Genomic DNA, 16,646 nt, shown 5'->3' on the forward strand with positions numbered 1-16,646 from the left:
GGGCTGTAGGGAGGGTTCTGGCTGGTGTGCGCAGTTTGCATTTTTCCGATAGCTGAAAGTTTGGGAGAACAAGTGCGCTGTTTTTATGTGAATGATCTTTCTGGATGTGAAAAGTTCTGGTTGGTAGTGTGAAATGCAGTATGACGTGTATTTTTAGGTTGATTTTGCGAAATAACGGGTAGAGTGAATTAGGCGAAAGAAGCACATGGAATATGTTTCGTATAAAAAATATATTAAACAGACTGGGTAAGTAAGGAGCTAAGGGTGCAAATAAGATCTTATAATTGGAAAAGTGCAAATCGGATCAAATTCAGAAAGTTTTTATTACTATCTGGCTTATTTCTATTTGCCGCCTGCAAAAGTTACGAATTAAAACAGGAAGCTAAAAATATATATGTAATGCCTATCAGAAGTCAGCTTCTTAAGTATATAAAGACAAATTCTGGAGATGCTAACTCACAGCTCTATAATTGCAAATTTCTCGGTAGTATCAAATCAAATTGGCGCCATATTAAATGGAGCGAAGAGAACCAAATAGAGCGAGAACGTATACTCGCAGATGAAGAGAAGAAAGCACAGAATGATATTTTGAACCAAGCTTCTGAAAGCGGAGCTAATTTAGTCTTTATCGATAAATCTGGGACTTCCGGAAGTAATGATGATTTAACATATTCCGGCACTGTAACTGGTATTTCTTACAAATGCGATTCATTAGAGACATTGAGAACTCTTCAAGCAGGTCTTGATATAGAAGAAGAAAGGCGCAAGAATGATGAGCAGAAACAGCGAGACATTGATGAGGAAAGACAGTTAGTAGAACTATATTCAAAACCTAAAAACTGGTTAACGTGCATTCTATCCGGCTATTCTAATCTCCCTCCTTCAACATCTAAGCAAATGCTATATAGCAAATTTAAGCCGTCAGCTTATGATTCTTCCGAACAATGTGCAGACGCTGCTTGGTTAAAAAACAAGATTGCAGTAGAATTTGGTATTAAATGTGCCTGCAATTTCACCAAATTAGATCGCAGAAAAGTTGAAACCGAGTATGGTAAATAGCCAAGGTCATTCTGAAATACTGACTCTCAATAAATTTAATTGAGAAACTTTTATTGAATCTGATACATGTGCTAACATCGGTTAACTGTCGGTGCTTCCGCGACGCTCGGGGCTCACTTCGTGACCCGCTCGCTTGGGCTACGCCACATTCGCTTCCGTCACTACACTTGCTTGCGCAAGTTCGTGCCGTTGCGAAAGTTGGAGCACCTTGGTCGTTATGCGCCATGGTAAAGACTGTAAGGTAAATGAAATGTAACTTATTTTAGAACGAATATGAATGAAGAAAAATATCAAATATTAACGGCTCAGTATGAAAGGCAAATTAGGACAACAAAACGGACAATACTCTTTATAGTATTGTTGGCTTCGATTTTCTTAATTCCAATCTTTAGGAATGATGAATTTGAGTTATGCTTTGCTTGTAACTTCCCAAATTATGATATTCTTTCTAAATTAGGGGATTATTTATCGGGAACGATTGCTGTTTTGCTTAATATAGCAGGATTATTGTTAATCTATCTGTCTTTTATTGGCCAAAGGCAGGACATATTAATTCAACAATACGAATTGCAGCAAAATCAAAAAGCTCTCTTTGCTCAGCAAAAAGAATTGGCAGAGCAAAATACAAATACTGTTAGAAATAGATTCGAAAGTACTTTTTTCAATTTAATTAATGTGATCAGTGATTTAAGAAATAGTTATTCTAAGGGGCAATCTAGCGGTCCCGAGCGCTTCAAAAGTTCTTCTATTTCAATGATTAATTATTATCGCTCGAGAAATTTGGATGTTCCTACTATTGCGAAATATATGAAAGAAACGGATTTTTATCATACATTTCAGAATTATATTTCTCACATAATGAATATCATAGATTATGTAGAGGGTAGTAATCTTCAAGACGAAGAAAAAGAATTTTATATTAAGACTCTCAGAAGCCTCCTTCCGGTGCATGAGCTTTTGTTCATAGAGGTCGCAATGAAAACGGATTTGTTTATTAGATCTAATAGTTCTTTGGCTAAGTTTCTTGTTAAAGAAAATGGAAGGCATCTTGAAAAATGGCATGAGTAAATTTACCACGGCGCATAACTTTCGGTGCTTCCGCTACGCTTCGAGATTGCTTCGCGACTCTCGCTCGGGCTTCGCCACATTTGCTTCAGTCACTTCGTTTGCAGAGCAAACTCGTGCCATCGCAAACGTCGGAACACCTTAGTCGTTAGGCGACACGATCAAAATAAATATCTTATGACAAATTACTATTTAGTAGGTTCAAAGTACGGAGAACATAACAATGTTGATATTTTCCCAGAACTCTATAGACGGTCAGTCATTTCAGTTGGATTTGCGGATGAAATAGATCTAAGCCATTTGTATCTTGCAACCGAAGAAGAAATAATTAATTATTTGAGTGAACGAGGAGAGCCTAAGTCTTCCTGTAATGCCCTGAAAAAATTCTTACAAATCAAATTAGGGGACGTAGTCGCAATCAAATCATCGGGAAACCCTAAAAATGGCGTTTCTTATCTAGGAATTCAGGGATATGCGGTAGTTGTAGAACGAGATGGAAGAATATATTTTCATGACTCAAATGAATTAGGGCACTGCTTGCATGTTGAATATTTTGATACAGATTTTCGAGAATTATCTATTGGAGGATATGCACAAACAATTCATTTAATTGAAGATCTTGAAACAATAAATTCAATCTTTGGACAGAATGTAAATTTCGCAAATCCAGAAATAAGAAAAAATGCCGCCAGATTAAGATTTAATAGACGTATTGCATCTTCAGAAGTAAATACTAATCCGCAAAGCCGAAAGGGCGGAGACGACTATATCACAAATCCGATTCATAATAAAATACAATCTATCTTTGGACAAAAGCTAAAGAAAATATATGGTTCTGAAAAAGTGAATTTTGAAATAGATTTTGTAGACATTACTTTGGAACTTGATAATGAAATTTACTATTACGAAGTCAAACCATTCGCAAAGGCTTCTTCATGTATCAAGAACGGGCTTGGTCAACTATTAGTGTATGCAAGTCGATATTCAGGTAGTAAAAAGTTGAAATTAAGAATTGTCGGTCCTTACCCTGTGGAATCCGAGGAGATTAGTTTGATTCAATTTATTAAATCTAGTATTAATTTTGATTTCGAATATATTGACTGTCAGATCGAAAATGATCACGTTGCATAACTATCGGCTTATCACTGCGCTTCGAGATTGTATGCGCAACTCTCGCTTGGGCTTCACCACATTGGCTTCAGTCACGCCTTTTGCAAAAGCAAAAGATCGTGCCTGTTCCTAACGCCTCTGCGAGGCTCAGGAATTCGCCAACGTCGATAAGCCTTGGTCGTTAGGCGAACATCGCCCAAAGTAACTATGATTGAAAAGCTTGAATTACATACTAAACACGGCGCTCTGAAAATAATAAACGATCCTAACTTTCAAATCAGTTCTGTTGATAATTTGTATTCATATGATCGAATCTATGGAATGACCAATAACGTATCGACGCAATTCGGGATTTTTACTTCTAACGATAGTATACTTTTATCGAATAGTGGAGGAATCTCCGGATTACATGATAATTGTTACTTGCTAGAAGATGATTTCTTATTCTTGTGCGTAGGAAATTCTATTTTTTCTTTAGCGATTCCGAATCTTGAGTTACGATGGCAGTCTCAAGTTGATACGTTTAGTTGCTTTGGTATTTATAAAATAGCAGACGGATTTATAGTTCACGGAGAACTAGAAATAACGCGAATCAATACAACGGGGAAAATTATTTGGCAGCATTCTGGTAGTGATATATTTACGACTTCTGACGGGATCGATACATTCAAAATAGAAAATAATATAATATATGCGAAGAGTTGGGATAATCGGCTATATCAGTTTACTCTTAGTGGTGAAATTTTAATGTAAAAGTGCAGACGACGTCACTTAGCTTTCAGTGCTTCCGCTACATTTCGGGCTCACTTCGCCACATTTTGCCTTGTCACTCGCCTTGCAGTAGCAAGTCTCGCGCTAAGTGCTTGCGAACTCGCAAAACGTCGGAGCACCTTGGTCGTTAGGCGATATTACGCCGCTGGAGAAAAGCCATTGTTTGATAAACTAAAGAACCTATTCAAACCAAAGTCCCGTGTACCTAGTGATGAGGAATATTCAATTCATTACGAAAAAAAAGTCAAGGCGATTGCCGGAATTCTAGGACCCATGCACAACATGGTAATTCATGCTATCATTCCTTTTGATGTGGGAGGAGCGGTGGATATGTATCCTTTCCCTAACGCATTAGAGGGCACCGCTTTGGTCACCTTCGAATTGATTGGACCTGATGGAACTGGACCGCTTCCCAATGACTTCGGAACTTATGAATTGCTCGCCTTCACACGTCACAAGATTGATGAAGATGAAACTAGCCCCTTCAATCTAACAGAACGCCGCCTGTGCGGAATTTTCACTCGGATCGGCAACTATTGCACGGGGGCTGTGCTGAAACCCAATGATACGATAGAAATCCCAGGAGGAGAAAATGAGCCCAACAAATGCTTAGTCCTTCATGAGTGGGATGCCCAGAACACGCGATTCTCTATCGATGGCAAACCGCACGGACTGCTGCTGCTATTAGAAGTCTTCAGGTCTGAAATGGATTTCGCCCGCGCCAATGGGACACCCGAGTTGGTGAATCTTCTTAAGAAAGAGGGCCACTATCCTTTCTCTGACCTGGACCGGAGGCCAGTGCGCTAACTCTAGCGGCGCAACTTCTGGCAACTTCACACGTTAAGCGCTATTTGGGAAATCTGGCTTATGAAAAAATATACCTCCATTATATTTATGCGGATGATTTAATTAGACTGTCGAAAGATTATCCAAACGAAGAAGATTATTCAACATTGGTTGCTGTTGATTTCCCGAAGAAATATTTGGAAACTGAAATTAGAAAAATAGCGAACGACGTTTAACTTTCAGCTTGGCATTGCGCTTTGGTCCTTAGTCGCATGCCCTATAATCTTTCGTTTTAAAAGAGGCTAATTTCTTTAAAAATTGGCAAAATTTTAAATTGACTCTGGTATAACTTGGGTTATACCAATTGTATGAAAACTGCTGTTTCAATTCCGGATGATTTATTTAAAACTGCAGAGAAAACTGCAAAAAGATTAGGGATCCCTAGAAGTCAGCTTTTTGCCAAGGCATTAGAAGAATTTATTCAATTACATAGTAAAGAATCAGTCACAGAAAGATTGAATAAAATCTATCCCAAAGAGAAGGGTAGTTTAAAAGAAAATATTTCTGATCTATCCGTTGAATCTCTTCGTAAGAGTTTAAAGAATGATTCGTGGTGAGATCTGGTGGGTGGATTTAGGAATCCCATTTGGTAGTGAGCCAGGTTTTAAACGTCCTGTCTTAATTATACAAGATGATTCTTTTAATAAGAGTAATATTAATACGGTAATTGTTGTATCAATTACATCAAATTTGAATTTAGCTGACGCTCCTGGTAATGTACTTCTATCCAAAAAAGATTCTAATCTTTCAAAAGAAGCAGTCGTAAACGTATCTCAAATAGTAACTTTAGATAGAGAGAGATTTCTTGATAAAGTTGGTATATTGAAATCAAGCAGGATGGCTGATGTTGAAGAAGGACTAAAATTAGTTATAGGTCTTAATTAACCAGCACTGCGTATAACTCCAGCGTGCTCCAGGCTTCGCCACATTCGCTTCTGCTACTGCGTTTGCTTGTGCAAACTCGTGCTGTCGCGAACATTGGAACGTCCTTGGTCGTTAGGTACCATCGAAGTAAAAGTTAGAGAAAGAATGAAGAAAACTCTATTAATAATAATTTTGGTTTTGAACTATTGCATAAGTATTCCACGAAATCTTTATGAAATTGATAAAACAGATAGAAAAATTGAATTAACTCGAAAAAGTTTGAATATTAGTTTTCTAAATGATGTAAGGTCAGGAGAAAACATTGATCGGTCTCTGTTTGCTTTAATTCCACTTTTCCCATCCGGTGTGGTAAAATTAGATTTTCCAGAATCTGATAGAGCTTCCTTTGGGACGCCTATCAAATATCATTTCGCTGATATTTTGAAAAGAGAATTTGAAAACAAATATACCTTCGATAAAATCCATATATCAGAAGCAGGTGCTGTGCATTCGGATTATGTGATCGATGGTTATTTGAATAAATATTCTTGCAATCGAGTGCTTTATTTCTATGGCCTAAGCGTATTTGGTCCTTTACTCTGGTATTTTGGTGCTCCTGCAATGATTACTTCATGCGAATTAGATATTGAAATCAATATTCGAAATGATAGGGGCGCCGTTCTCTTAGCCAAGAAGTATGTAGGCGAAGAATCTGTATGGTCGGGTCTATATTATAATTTGACTAAGTTTAATAAAGTCCATGCTGTACTGATTAAGCGATTCATGCAGGAATTGCTACAGGATTCTGAAGTAGTTTTTAAAAAATAACTGGCTCTATTCGACAGCGCCTAACTATCAGCTTCCGTTCGTTTGCAGAACAAACTCCCGCTTTCACGAAACGTCGGCGCGCCTCTACTATTAGTTACAATTGTAATAGAATTATAGCCAAATAAAAAACATTCTATACATAATGGAAATAAATTCTACGTTGAGCGAATCTGATCGATAGGTGGGTAGAACTTGAATCTAATTCATAGAAAACAGATATTACTCCTTACGATTTGCACAATGATTTTCTTGGAAGCCTGCTTCCTGCCGTGGTTTGCTGAGCCTCCTGGTAAGGGGGCGAAGGCCGAAAGGGGATATGCTGCGTGCACACCTATTATTGCAGCCTTGGAAAACTATCGTAAGAGTACGGGTAAATACCCAATCTCTCTATCACTCTTGCCAGCAACACCCGAGATCGTTAACGCTGCCTCAAGCGACGTCAAGTGCGGTAGTTATGAAGCTCAGAACAATTTGACAAGCTATGAGTTAATGTTCAGATACACTGGTCCAGGTGTAAATCATTGTACTTATTCGCCGCGTGTCGGCTGGCACTGCGATGGTTTCTATTGACGTACGTAACTGCGCAAACTGTCTCCACACATGCATACACAAGTTCATGACGTCGCCCCTCGCATGACTGTCTGTTAGTTTTGCGAACTAAATATATTACTCTTAAACAAAATCTTATAGAAAAATTCAGAGATCCGTAGATAAACGGAGCTTCCCTATCAATTCCGAACAGGAAGCTGTGGCGTATCTCGAAGAAATGATCTATAATGCACAAAGGAAATTATATGAAATTAATTATTGATTTGCTCGGTCAGATCAAAAGGAATCGATCTGTATGGAAGTTATGTATTTCGCTGATAGCTCTTTTGCCTTTGGCCACGCTTATGTCCATAACGGAAAAACTCGGGCTGAATATTTGGTTTTATAGGAGTGTTCTGGCAATTTTCATACTAGTGTCCATTTATATCATTTTCCTCTTCTATCGGATCTTGTATGATCTAACCTCGATTCGGCAGTACGGAACTGATATATCTTTATCTAACTTCGTTTGGCTCACCTTAAAATTTCAGTTTATCTGCGTGTTGATCCTTCTTCCAATATTCTATTTATTTAATTCAGGTGCTTTCGGCGGAGTGGAGCACGCAAAAAATATCGGCGGGGTAAATTCTATTTCTAGAAATCCAATTTTTATAGTAGTTCGACAAGTTGCAGAATTTTCCTTCCTTTCGGGGTTTGTTATTGTAGTTGGGTCGAGAGCTTTGGGTTCGCTTTCTTCTAAATTAAGGATCCTTTTCTTCAATAGATCGAACGTTCTGATTCTGATGATTGTACTCTTTTTGAGTATTTTGATTGAGCTAGGCAAGGTGCAAATTAAGTCGCAATCTTCTAATCCTCCTTCTTTGCTTTATAATGTTGTCTTAATGATCGGTTATGTTGCTTATTTGCTATCCATTTTGGTCCTCATTCGAGAATGGCAGAAATTTTATTTCCGATCTTTGTCTACTTGATATGTTCGGGCCTTTCGTATAATGATCATTCGATTGTTATCGGAAGGAGATTGGTGCGTAGTGCTAGGAAATCTGAAAGGAAAAAGAGAGAATAAAACTAAAAGATTACACTCGTTTTAAAGCCATTTTAAGTGTTGGAATGGCATTATTTTGTTTAAGCGTACCTTTATGGGAGGAGGTGGATGAAACGGGGCTGATACTTTCCATTGCTCTTGGTTTGCTGGCCGCTTTTTTTTCTTATAGAATGTTTAAGAATCTCAAAGATATTCGAGAAGAAGACCAAGCATACGCTCCTCCTTTGGATGCAAGCGTCGATGAGAAAGTTACGTACTATAAAAAGATACTTTATATAAGCTTAATTGTCTTTCCTTCGCTTTCGATTATCGTTATCTTAGATCTAAATAGTTTGGAGTCGGGAGAAGCGGCAACTGTCAGGACTTGGGCCCTGGTGGCATTTATATATGAGCAGTTCGGATATTGGGCTGCGATTTTGGCTGCTCCCGTTTTAGGTGTTCTTGTGGTTGCCGGTTTATTGAGAACGATACGTTTACTTAGATCCGAAAATAAAGCCTGATATTTTCTTCCTATTTCATTTTGTAACCTTCCTTAGTGCGGAAGCCAGGCGCAAAATACTTGCGCCTCAGCGAAACTTCTACCAATCTTGGTCCTTCTTTTAAAGGCATTTGGACCGATGATCTATGAACTTGCAGACTTCTCGTATCGACTCTCTTGAAAAAATCCGAATTGGAGGTTGTAAGCAATGGATTGCGATTCGCTCCAAGAAGCCGGACGGTCCCATTTTACTATTCCTGCACGGTGGTCCAGGCACCGCTCAAATCTTCTTTTCTCGGAAGCCCCAGATCGAGTTAGAAGATCATTTTATCGTAGTCAATTGGGATCAAAGAGGGGCGGGTAAATCATATAATAAGAGCATAAAACGATCGGACATGACGATCGATACTTTCTTGCATGATGCGCAAGAGTTGATGGAATACTTAATCAAGAGATTCGAGAAAGAAAAGATCTTTTTGGTAGGACATTCCTGGGGGAGCATTCTCGGGATAAAGCTGGCCGCGACAAGGCCCGATCTAATATTTACGTATATTGGGATCGGCCAAGTGGTGGATATGAAAAGAGGAGAGACAATATCCTATAATTACACTCTCCGACAAGCTATTGCATCTAAAAATAATAAAGCGATCCGTGAATTGAAGCGAATCGGTTTACCTCCCTATCCGGATTTGAATTCCTCCGGAGTTCAAAGAAAATGGTTATCCGTCTTCAAAGGAACGATGCAAAAGGGGAATATCTATAAAACGATCTTCTCGAATATGAGCTTATCCGATGTTAGTATTTCATATCTCATTAAATTTGTGAAAGGCATCGTGTTTTCATTGCAAAGTTTAGAGAACGAGCAAATGAATATCAATATAATGCAAGAAGTCAGAAGACTTGATATGCCAGTATTCTTTTGCGAAGGGAAATACGACTATACGGTCCCGTTCGAGCTAGTCGAAGAATATATAAAAGTACTGGAAGCCCCTCAGAAAAAGATCGTTTGGTTTGAGAATTCAGGTCATCTTCCAAATTTCGAGGAGCCGAAAAAGTTTAACGACTTTTGCATTTCATTACTTTGAAAGAGCGAAGCTTAAACGAATAGACAATGTCGGTATTATTGTCTATGAACTTGGATACGTGCTTCTTTTATATTAAAACTCCAATAATAGAGAACTCCCTATGGAAAATCAAAAAATCTTTGCAATGTCATTCGCTAGTGTTTACCCACTCTATTTGCAAAAAGCAGAAAGGAAGGGACGGAGCAAGTCAGAAGTAGATCAGATTATTTTCTGGCTAACTGGCTATGATGAGAAAGGACTTCTTAAACAAATCCAGAAGAAAGTAAATTTTGAAGATTTCTTTGGCCAAGCTCCACAAATGAATGAAAATGTTTCTTTGATTAAGGGTGTGGTATGCGGAGTGCGGGTAGAGGAAATCAAAGACGAACTCATGCAGAAGATCCGTTACCTTGACAAATTAATCGATGAACTTGCCAAAGGAAAGTCGATGGATAAGATCCTTCGCAAATGAAAGAGTTCTTAAAGTATGAGAAGGGCGTAAGCTAGAGAACAAGCGCTTCACGCATAAAAACAGCTTAAGAATTTGGTATTCCTAAAGATTATAAATCTTAGAAGAAACACAAATAGAGAAGTAGATAGGAATATCCGAGAGATCGAGTCTCTCGAATATTTGTCCTCCACGATTATCGGAAATTATAATTTATTACAATATGAGGCTGGAGCATCGGAAGCGCTTCTTGCGCGGGTGTAGCAGATTGTATTTGCTTGGGTCGTTACTCCTAAGAGTTGCAATGGTCCTCCTACAGGATACTGGGCATTCGATGGTGCTCCACTCGACCAAGAGAAACGGTAATCGCCTTGTATTTTCGAACTTATAATAGTCCCTTTTACGTTTGTGTTATTCATACACGAAATGATATTATTATTTTGTATGATCAGCCAAGCGGTGGGGTTCGGAGTGGGATCTTGCACACAATTGTAAACTGCTACCCAATTTCCGTTCAATAAAGTCTGCGTTTCTTCCGATGTCTCTTTTTGCTCCTTGCATCCTGTGACAAATAACATGCCGACAGATAGAAGCAGAAATAACGTTATATTTCTCATAATATTCTCCAATTAAGAAATAATAATATTTCCTGAATTTTGTGAGGCAAAGTGAATAACGTGTTAAAAATTAGTCAATTTATTTTTAATAATTGCAAGTTTGTCGAATCGAGGATCCGATAATTTATAAGGAGCAGGGGAGATCCTCCCGTTTAGATCGGTTTTGAGTGGGGAAGCCCTTATTTATGATTTGATAAGAGTGTAGAGTCTAAAACTTCCTAATACAAGTACTCCGTCGCCTGGAAGAGTTTTTACCAAGGTTGAGATCTCTTCCGATTGGATTCCATAGGATTCAAATCCTTTCGGAAGTAAGAAGCCTGTTCCTTGTACAAATCGAGCCTCCGTTCCCCATCTCTTTACGAAAGAAAGAATTTCTTCGGCCATTTTTTCCCCTTCTTTGTCGGGGAGGAATCCTGCGATGATAGAATATCCTTTTTGCGGGAAGAGGGATTCGAGCGAGTTCAAGGTGACTTTGATCGCATCCGGATTATGAGCAGGATCGTAAACGATCATTGGGGACTTGGATACGATCTCTAGACGTCCCGGAGGCAGATCCGGGATCTCGGTTCTCTCCTGCGGTAGATCCGCTATCTCTCCATTGTCGGGACCTCGGCCTGTGAGACCCGCAGGAAAGGTAGGTCTATCCGATTGTGAAAAGCCCAGGGATCTGGAAATTGAATGATCTTTTTCTAATATTCCTGAATAGATCTCTTTTACGATAAGATCCGCAAATCCCCTATTGTGCTCTAAATATGGTTTTCCGGACGGAAGAGAAGGGAATAGACGCAAAGGGATCTTTCTTCTTTCGCATTCTCCTTGTAGGATAGGAAGTAGGTCCTCTCCCGGATGAAAGGAGAATACTTGCTTGGTCCTTTCAGATAAGATGCCTAGTTTTTCTTTTAGGATCAGATCCTTTGTGTTGCCTAAGACTGCCTTGTGATCTTCTCCTATGGCGCAAACGACCAGGATATCCGGTTCACAGAGTTTGGTGGCGTCTAACCTTCCTCCTAGACCCGCTTCGTAGACCTGGACGGAGATGTCTTTTTGTTCAAAGAGCACGAATGCGCCTAGGGTAAACCATTCAAACCAAGAAAGAAAGGAGAGTTCTTCTTTCGTACTTTGGGAGAATAAGATTTCGGAGACTTCTTTCAGATCGGCGTCGGTTACCGGATCGAATTTTTGTCCGAGGCGGATCCTTTCTTTCGGATCCAAGAGATGGGGAGAAGTATATAGTCCTGTAGAATATCCTAATTTACTGAATCGATATGCTAGAAAATGGGAGATCGATCCCTTCCCGTTCGTGCCTACGACAGAGATTCGGAGTCTGGGTTTCTTCCGTTCTCTCCAATCATGAGAGTCCAAGAGCTCTCGGAACGGCTCAAGGCTATAATTCCCGAATACGTTGAAATTTCGGGTCTTCTCCAAATTGGTCAGACTGGAGCCGAATTCTAAGAAATCAGGAAATTGCAAGTGAGTCTTCCGTCTTGGTAGTATATTTTGTTTTTCTTTATTAAAAATCTGGAAACCAGGTCGTTCAGGCGTATCCCAGGCTCTTCAGGAGTCTCTCTCTTCCCTTTTGGATCAGCTCTGGCTTGAGGGAAACTCCCGTGAATAACTTGAATTGTTCCACTGCCTGGTAGAGTAGCATCTCGGTTCCTGGGACGATTTTCGCTCCCTTCTTCTTAGCACCTAAGACCAAGGGAGTCTCCAAAGGATTATAGACTATATCGAATACAACCTGACCCTCTCTAAAACAGGTTTCCGGAATAACAGGTCCCGGTTCTTTTCCCTTCATTCCGAGTGGGGTAGTGTGGATGATGAGAGAATACTCCGAAAAATCCTTCTGCACTTCTTCTAAGCTTTTGGACCTGAGTTGGGAAGAAGTAACCTTGGTCAATAATTCCAATAATTCTTTCGAAGCACCGGAGTTTCTTGCGGCAACGGTGAGATCCTTCACTTCTCCTTCTTTCAATAAGGAGAAGGAAATCCCTCGAGCACTTCCTCCGCTTCCTAAGAGAAGGACTTTTCCTTTTAAGGACTCGGGATATTCTTCTAAGACGGCTCGGACTGCGCCTTTTCCGTCCGTATTATACGCGCTAATCGATCCGTTTTCCAAGACCAATGTATTGCTGGCCTTGACTGCTTGGGAGATCTCGTCCGTTTGATCTGCGATCTGAAATGCAGTTTCTTTATGAGGAATGGTGACAGAGAGCCCTCTGACTCCATATTTGCTTAAGGTGGAAAGTTCCTTTTTTTCCAATGTGTCGACTGGAAAAACCAAGTATCCGCAATCTAAGTTTAGATCTTCGTACCAGGACGTATGTAGAATGGGGGACAATGTATGTGAGAGCGGTTGTCCCACGATCCCAAAGTATTTTGAACTGTCTCGAAAGATTTTCAAATCGTCCTGCTTCTTTTTTACTAAAATTCTCGACTTTATCCCAAAACCCGGAAAACCTGTAAAGCAGATGGGAATCCTGGCCTCGCTCAACGATTTTCTTCCTTTCATTGGCACTCAACCCTTTTTAGTCTTAGCGTCTTCTTCGGGGTGGTGGACTACGTTCACTGATATCCTCTTCGTTTTATCGATTAGCGGTGGGTTGGCCTGGTATTTTTATTATTATAAGAGAAAAGATCTCTTAGGCGGTTATTGGGTCGCCTTCTTGGTGGCCTTGCTTGGCTCCCTTATCATTCTTTCTCTCTTCCAAGATCCGATCCGAGAAGTCGTTTATTGGCTGATCTCACCTAAGATCGGGATTTACCAAGTTGCGAATGTGAATTTGATCGCGGTAATTATCGGAGGATATTCCGTTCTCTATATCATGAATCGCATCAACCACAATAAAGAAAGAAGGGATTAACCCTTCTTTCCGATCACGAAAGATCGGCTTTACGCAAGGCGATCAGATCCATCTTAATCTATCTGTAAAAAGCGGTCTCGTTGTACGGATCCTTAAAATGAGATCCGAATTCTTTTGGATGGAAGCGCAGGCTTGCGTTATTTTTACTTCTGCTTTTCTTTTTCGGCCAGGCTCATTTCAAAGATCTTAATGTATTTTAAGAAATTATAATAGAATCCCATGATGGCCAGGATCAGTCCCCGGCGTCCGTCCAAGAATCCGAATCTCACAAAGAACATCCAAAACGATTTGTATCCCGCTTCGAGTAATGCGAGTAAGATCCCTGTGCGTTTCCCTTTGCCGAACTTCTCGGCAGCGGCTAATTCCGAATATCTATTGATGAAATTCACATGATCGTACAGGTTCTTGTAGGAATAATGGAGCACTGGGCTTTTTAATTTCTTCTTCTTTCCGGATAATTGCACTGCTTCGTGCACCTTTCCGCCTACGAATTTTCCCTTAGACTTTTGAAAAAGACGTATTCTATAATTCGGATACCAGCCACCATGTCGGATCCATTTGCCCATGTACATGGTAAGTCTTGGGATCAGGAATCCGTCCGCGTCCGGCTCTCCTTTTCGGAAGAGTGCAAGGATCTCTTCTTTCAATGCGGGAGACATTTCTTCATCCGCATCCAGGGTCAATATCCAAGGGAATTGCGCGAGTGAGATAACGTGGTTTTTCTGGGAAACATAGTCGTCGAATTTTCGTAGGACTACTTTCGCTCCCTTCTTCTTGGCCAGTTTTTCGGTATTATCATGAGAGCCCGAATCCAATACTATGATCTCGCTTACGAAATCCAGAGAAGAAAGGCATCTCTCTATATTATCTTCTTCGTTTAAAGTGATGATGCAGGCTGAGATTGGTAAGGACATCTATGCGGGGGAATAATCCTTGTCTCGTACCGACTTAAATTTAGGAGTCAAAGGGACTTCCAACCTTGCAATGGTGGAGTCCTTGCGAATGATAATCCGGAAATGAGCAGGATCTATTCCTTCTCCTTTTAACATGATCAATATGAGTGCAAGCCCTAGTCCCGCTCCTTCGGAGTTGTCTGCGTTGTCCATATAGAACTGAGCGATATCCGCGTACTGCATTCCTTTTTCTAATTTTTCTCTTAGGGATTTTTCTTCTTCCACAGTGACGGGAGTATTGTTTGTGACTTCGATCCGGATCCCATCCATAGAATAATCGAATGTGATCAGACAGAAGAATCCCTTCTTCTTGGATTTATTTCCGTATTCTTCGGCCATCGCTTCCGAGAAAAGATCTCTATATTCCGCGATCCCTTTCTTGTACTCGGCGGAATTTTCTAGGTCGTAGCCTTTTTCCTCGAAGTAGATCCTTTTTTGATTTGCCTTGCAGGCATTGATCGATAATTCTTTTACGATAGTGTAAATGGTCGGAACGAGAGTGGGGTAAGTGACCTTATCCAAGATCAGTTCTATGGCTTGTTGTATATGTTCTTCTACGGATCTGGTGATCCTATGCGTCTTTAGAGAAAGGATTTTTCCGTTCTCTACCGTAAGCCGGATATTGTCTGATATATCCCGGATTTCCTGACCCATTTAACCTTGAACTTTTCGGAACTCGATTTGTTTGTCAAGAGACTCATTTTAATAGGACTAAAAAAGGTCCGCATGCAAATTCCATCCCTCTTTGGGCGCTTTTCTCCCTTTCTTCTGGGACTCATTCTTTATTCGGGGAACCTGAATGCGGAATCTTGGTCTTGGAGCGGTGCGTATCTCATCCAACCGGAAACTCTGGAATATTCCGGTCCGGTCCAGATCCAGGTCCGAGACGGCTTGGTCGAAAAGATCTCTCCTTCCTCTCCCGGAAAAGAACCTCTGTATATTTTACCGGGTTTCTGTGATTCCCATGTAACTCTGGGCGCGAATTCTCTGGGAGGACAAAAGGATAAGCATGAACTGGAATTGGATCTGAAGCAATTCTTACTCCACGGTTTCACTCATATCCAGAGCATCGCGGATCCTCCTTGGGCTAGGGAACTTTCCGAGTCTCGAAAAAGGAATTTCGTATTTCCTAAAATTCTAACTCTTCCTCCCGTTCTTATCGCAGACTCGAAAGAAGTCGCCGGTGTAAAACCGAGCGGTTATAAGATCTTGAAATCTCCGGAAGAAGCGATCGCGGCAGTTTCTTCTAGAGGAAAAGGAAGAGCTCATTTATTTCTCCGTCACAATCAGGGAGAAGCATTCACCATAGACGGAAAACTTTTGTATAGAATGAGATCCGAAGCGGAGAAGGCGGGACTCGAACTTTCCGTTTCTACCTTCGGAGAAGAGTTTGCGAATTGGGAGGCCTTGTCTTCGGAAGTAAAGGTTCTCTATCATCCGATTCCCGAAATGCCTTCTCTCCAACCTGTGGCGGGGAATTTGATAAAACAGATCTGGGCTCCTCTCTTTTCCATCTACTATGCTCAGAAGGAGGTAGGAACTCCCTCCTTTTCGGAAGAATGGGAGAAGTGGACGAACTGGAGTCCTTCTTTCAAGGAAAGGGCCATGTCCAAGGAAGCTCTTTCTACCCTAGCTCCTCTTTCGGAATCGGAAAAACAGGAAGCGGATCGGGAATATGAATCCTATCTTGCTTTCTTAAGGGCGAGAAAGAATCTGTCCTTACGCATCTTATTGGGCTCCGGTTCGGGACACCAACTGCTCTTTCCAGGGATTTCCGGCTGGAAGGAATTGAGGATCTTATCCGACCTGATCGGTCCTAAGGAAGCGTTACGAGCCGCTACGGAGACTACTTGTACTTATTTGGGAGCGGCTCATGAGGGGAAGATCCGGGTCGGAAAACCGGCAGATCTTTTGATTTTTAGGGAAGACCCTTTGAAAAATTGGGATAAACTGAAAACACTAAAGACTGTGGTAACGGAGATGGTGAAAACGGAGATCGTAGCTCCTTCTTCTCCTGAAAAGAAAAACGAAAAGAAGAAATCCAAGTCTAGAAAGAAAGGTTGATCCTTTCCTTCCGGGGTTTCTTGGTCG

Annotated in this window: 17 protein-coding genes; 13 read left to right on the forward strand and 4 right to left on the reverse strand. The window is 40.6% G+C overall.

Going from position 1 to position 16,646, the window contains the following annotated elements; translation table 11 throughout:
• Window positions 1-264 precede the first annotated feature (264 nt).
• The 11 genes from EHO57_RS14215 (at window position 265) to EHO57_RS14265 (ending at window position 10,148) form a co-directional block, all read left to right on the forward strand.
• Window positions 265-1,059 (forward strand): DUF4156 domain-containing protein, encoded by a 795-nt coding sequence (locus tag EHO57_RS14215; protein ID WP_135646051.1) that lies wholly within the window; start codon window positions 265-267, stop codon window positions 1,057-1,059.
• A 273-nt stretch (window positions 1,060-1,332) separates the two neighbouring features.
• Window positions 1,333-2,127, forward strand: coding sequence for a putative phage abortive infection protein (locus EHO57_RS14220; RefSeq protein WP_135646050.1), 795 nt, complete (start codon window positions 1,333-1,335; stop codon window positions 2,125-2,127).
• A 174-nt stretch (window positions 2,128-2,301) separates the two neighbouring features.
• Window positions 2,302-3,255 carry a hypothetical protein gene (locus EHO57_RS14225; protein WP_135646049.1) on the forward strand — a complete coding sequence of 318 codons (954 nt, stop codon included), beginning with the start codon at window positions 2,302-2,304 and terminating at the stop codon, window positions 3,253-3,255.
• A gap of 186 nt (window positions 3,256-3,441) precedes the next feature.
• On the forward strand, window positions 3,442-3,987 hold the full coding sequence (locus EHO57_RS14230) for a hypothetical protein (protein ID WP_135646048.1): 546 nt from the start codon (window positions 3,442-3,444) through the stop codon (window positions 3,985-3,987).
• A 177-nt stretch (window positions 3,988-4,164) separates the two neighbouring features.
• On the forward strand, window positions 4,165-4,812 hold the full coding sequence (locus EHO57_RS14235; protein ID WP_210410043.1) for a suppressor of fused domain protein: 648 nt from the start codon (window positions 4,165-4,167) through the stop codon (window positions 4,810-4,812).
• 347 nt (window positions 4,813-5,159) lie between these two features.
• Window positions 5,160-5,408 carry a ChpI protein gene (locus EHO57_RS14240; RefSeq protein ID WP_135646047.1) on the forward strand — a complete coding sequence of 83 codons (249 nt, stop codon included), beginning with the start codon at window positions 5,160-5,162 and terminating at the stop codon, window positions 5,406-5,408.
• Entirely contained in the window at window positions 5,395-5,736 is a 342-nt protein-coding gene (locus tag EHO57_RS14245; RefSeq protein WP_135646046.1) for a type II toxin-antitoxin system PemK/MazF family toxin, read from the forward strand. Before EHO57_RS14240 ends, EHO57_RS14245 begins: the two co-directional genes overlap by 14 nt.
• 93 nt (window positions 5,737-5,829) lie before the next feature.
• Window positions 5,830-6,543 (forward strand): hypothetical protein, encoded by a 714-nt coding sequence (locus EHO57_RS14250; protein WP_135698424.1) that lies wholly within the window; start codon window positions 5,830-5,832, stop codon window positions 6,541-6,543.
• A gap of 1,695 nt (window positions 6,544-8,238) precedes the next feature.
• Window positions 8,239-8,634, forward strand: a complete 396-nt coding sequence (locus tag EHO57_RS14255; RefSeq protein ID WP_135646044.1) for a hypothetical protein — start codon at window positions 8,239-8,241, stop codon at window positions 8,632-8,634.
• Between the two features lie 124 nt (window positions 8,635-8,758).
• Window positions 8,759-9,697, forward strand: a complete 939-nt coding sequence (locus EHO57_RS14260) for an alpha/beta fold hydrolase (protein WP_135646043.1) — start codon at window positions 8,759-8,761, stop codon at window positions 9,695-9,697.
• A 100-nt stretch (window positions 9,698-9,797) separates the two neighbouring features.
• Window positions 9,798-10,148: a DUF2200 domain-containing protein gene (locus EHO57_RS14265; RefSeq protein WP_135646042.1), complete on the forward strand. Its 351-nt coding sequence runs from the start codon at window positions 9,798-9,800 to the stop codon at window positions 10,146-10,148.
• Window positions 10,149-10,924: 776 nt separating this feature from the next.
• Here EHO57_RS14265 and EHO57_RS14275 read toward each other — a convergent pair.
• Together EHO57_RS14275 and aroE are read right to left on the reverse strand one after the other, a co-directional pair.
• Window positions 10,925-12,211 carry a glutamate ligase domain-containing protein gene (locus tag EHO57_RS14275; RefSeq protein WP_135646040.1) on the reverse strand — a complete coding sequence of 429 codons (1,287 nt, stop codon included), beginning with the start codon at window positions 12,209-12,211 and terminating at the stop codon, window positions 10,925-10,927.
• A 64-nt stretch (window positions 12,212-12,275) separates the two neighbouring features.
• A complete protein-coding gene (aroE, locus tag EHO57_RS14280; RefSeq protein ID WP_135646039.1) occupies window positions 12,276-13,142 on the reverse strand; it encodes a shikimate dehydrogenase in 867 nt (288 codons plus the stop codon).
• A gap of 67 nt (window positions 13,143-13,209) precedes the next feature.
• Between aroE and EHO57_RS14285 the strand changes: the two genes are divergently transcribed.
• Window positions 13,210-13,602 (forward strand): hypothetical protein, encoded by a 393-nt coding sequence (locus EHO57_RS14285; RefSeq protein WP_135585808.1) that lies wholly within the window; start codon window positions 13,210-13,212, stop codon window positions 13,600-13,602.
• 143 nt (window positions 13,603-13,745) lie between these two features.
• On the opposite strand, the gene EHO57_RS14290 is transcribed toward EHO57_RS14285, so the two are convergent.
• The gene (locus EHO57_RS14290) at window positions 13,746-14,516 is read right to left on the reverse strand and encodes a glycosyltransferase family 2 protein (RefSeq protein WP_135646038.1); all 771 of its coding nucleotides are present in this window, start codon (window positions 14,514-14,516) and stop codon (window positions 13,746-13,748) included.
• Entirely contained in the window at window positions 14,517-15,209 is a 693-nt protein-coding gene (locus tag EHO57_RS14295; RefSeq protein ID WP_135646037.1) for an ATP-binding protein, read from the reverse strand.
• A 27-nt stretch (window positions 15,210-15,236) separates the two neighbouring features.
• Here EHO57_RS14295 and EHO57_RS14300 point away from each other — a divergent pair, with 27 nt between their 5' ends.
• Window positions 15,237-16,619 carry an amidohydrolase family protein gene (locus EHO57_RS14300; RefSeq protein ID WP_135646036.1) on the forward strand — a complete coding sequence of 461 codons (1,383 nt, stop codon included), beginning with the start codon at window positions 15,237-15,239 and terminating at the stop codon, window positions 16,617-16,619.
• Window positions 16,620-16,646 lie beyond the last annotated feature (27 nt).

The sequence above is a fragment of the Leptospira langatensis genome, assembly GCF_004770615.1.
Lineage (GTDB): Bacteria > Spirochaetota > Leptospiria > Leptospirales > Leptospiraceae > Leptospira_B > Leptospira_B langatensis.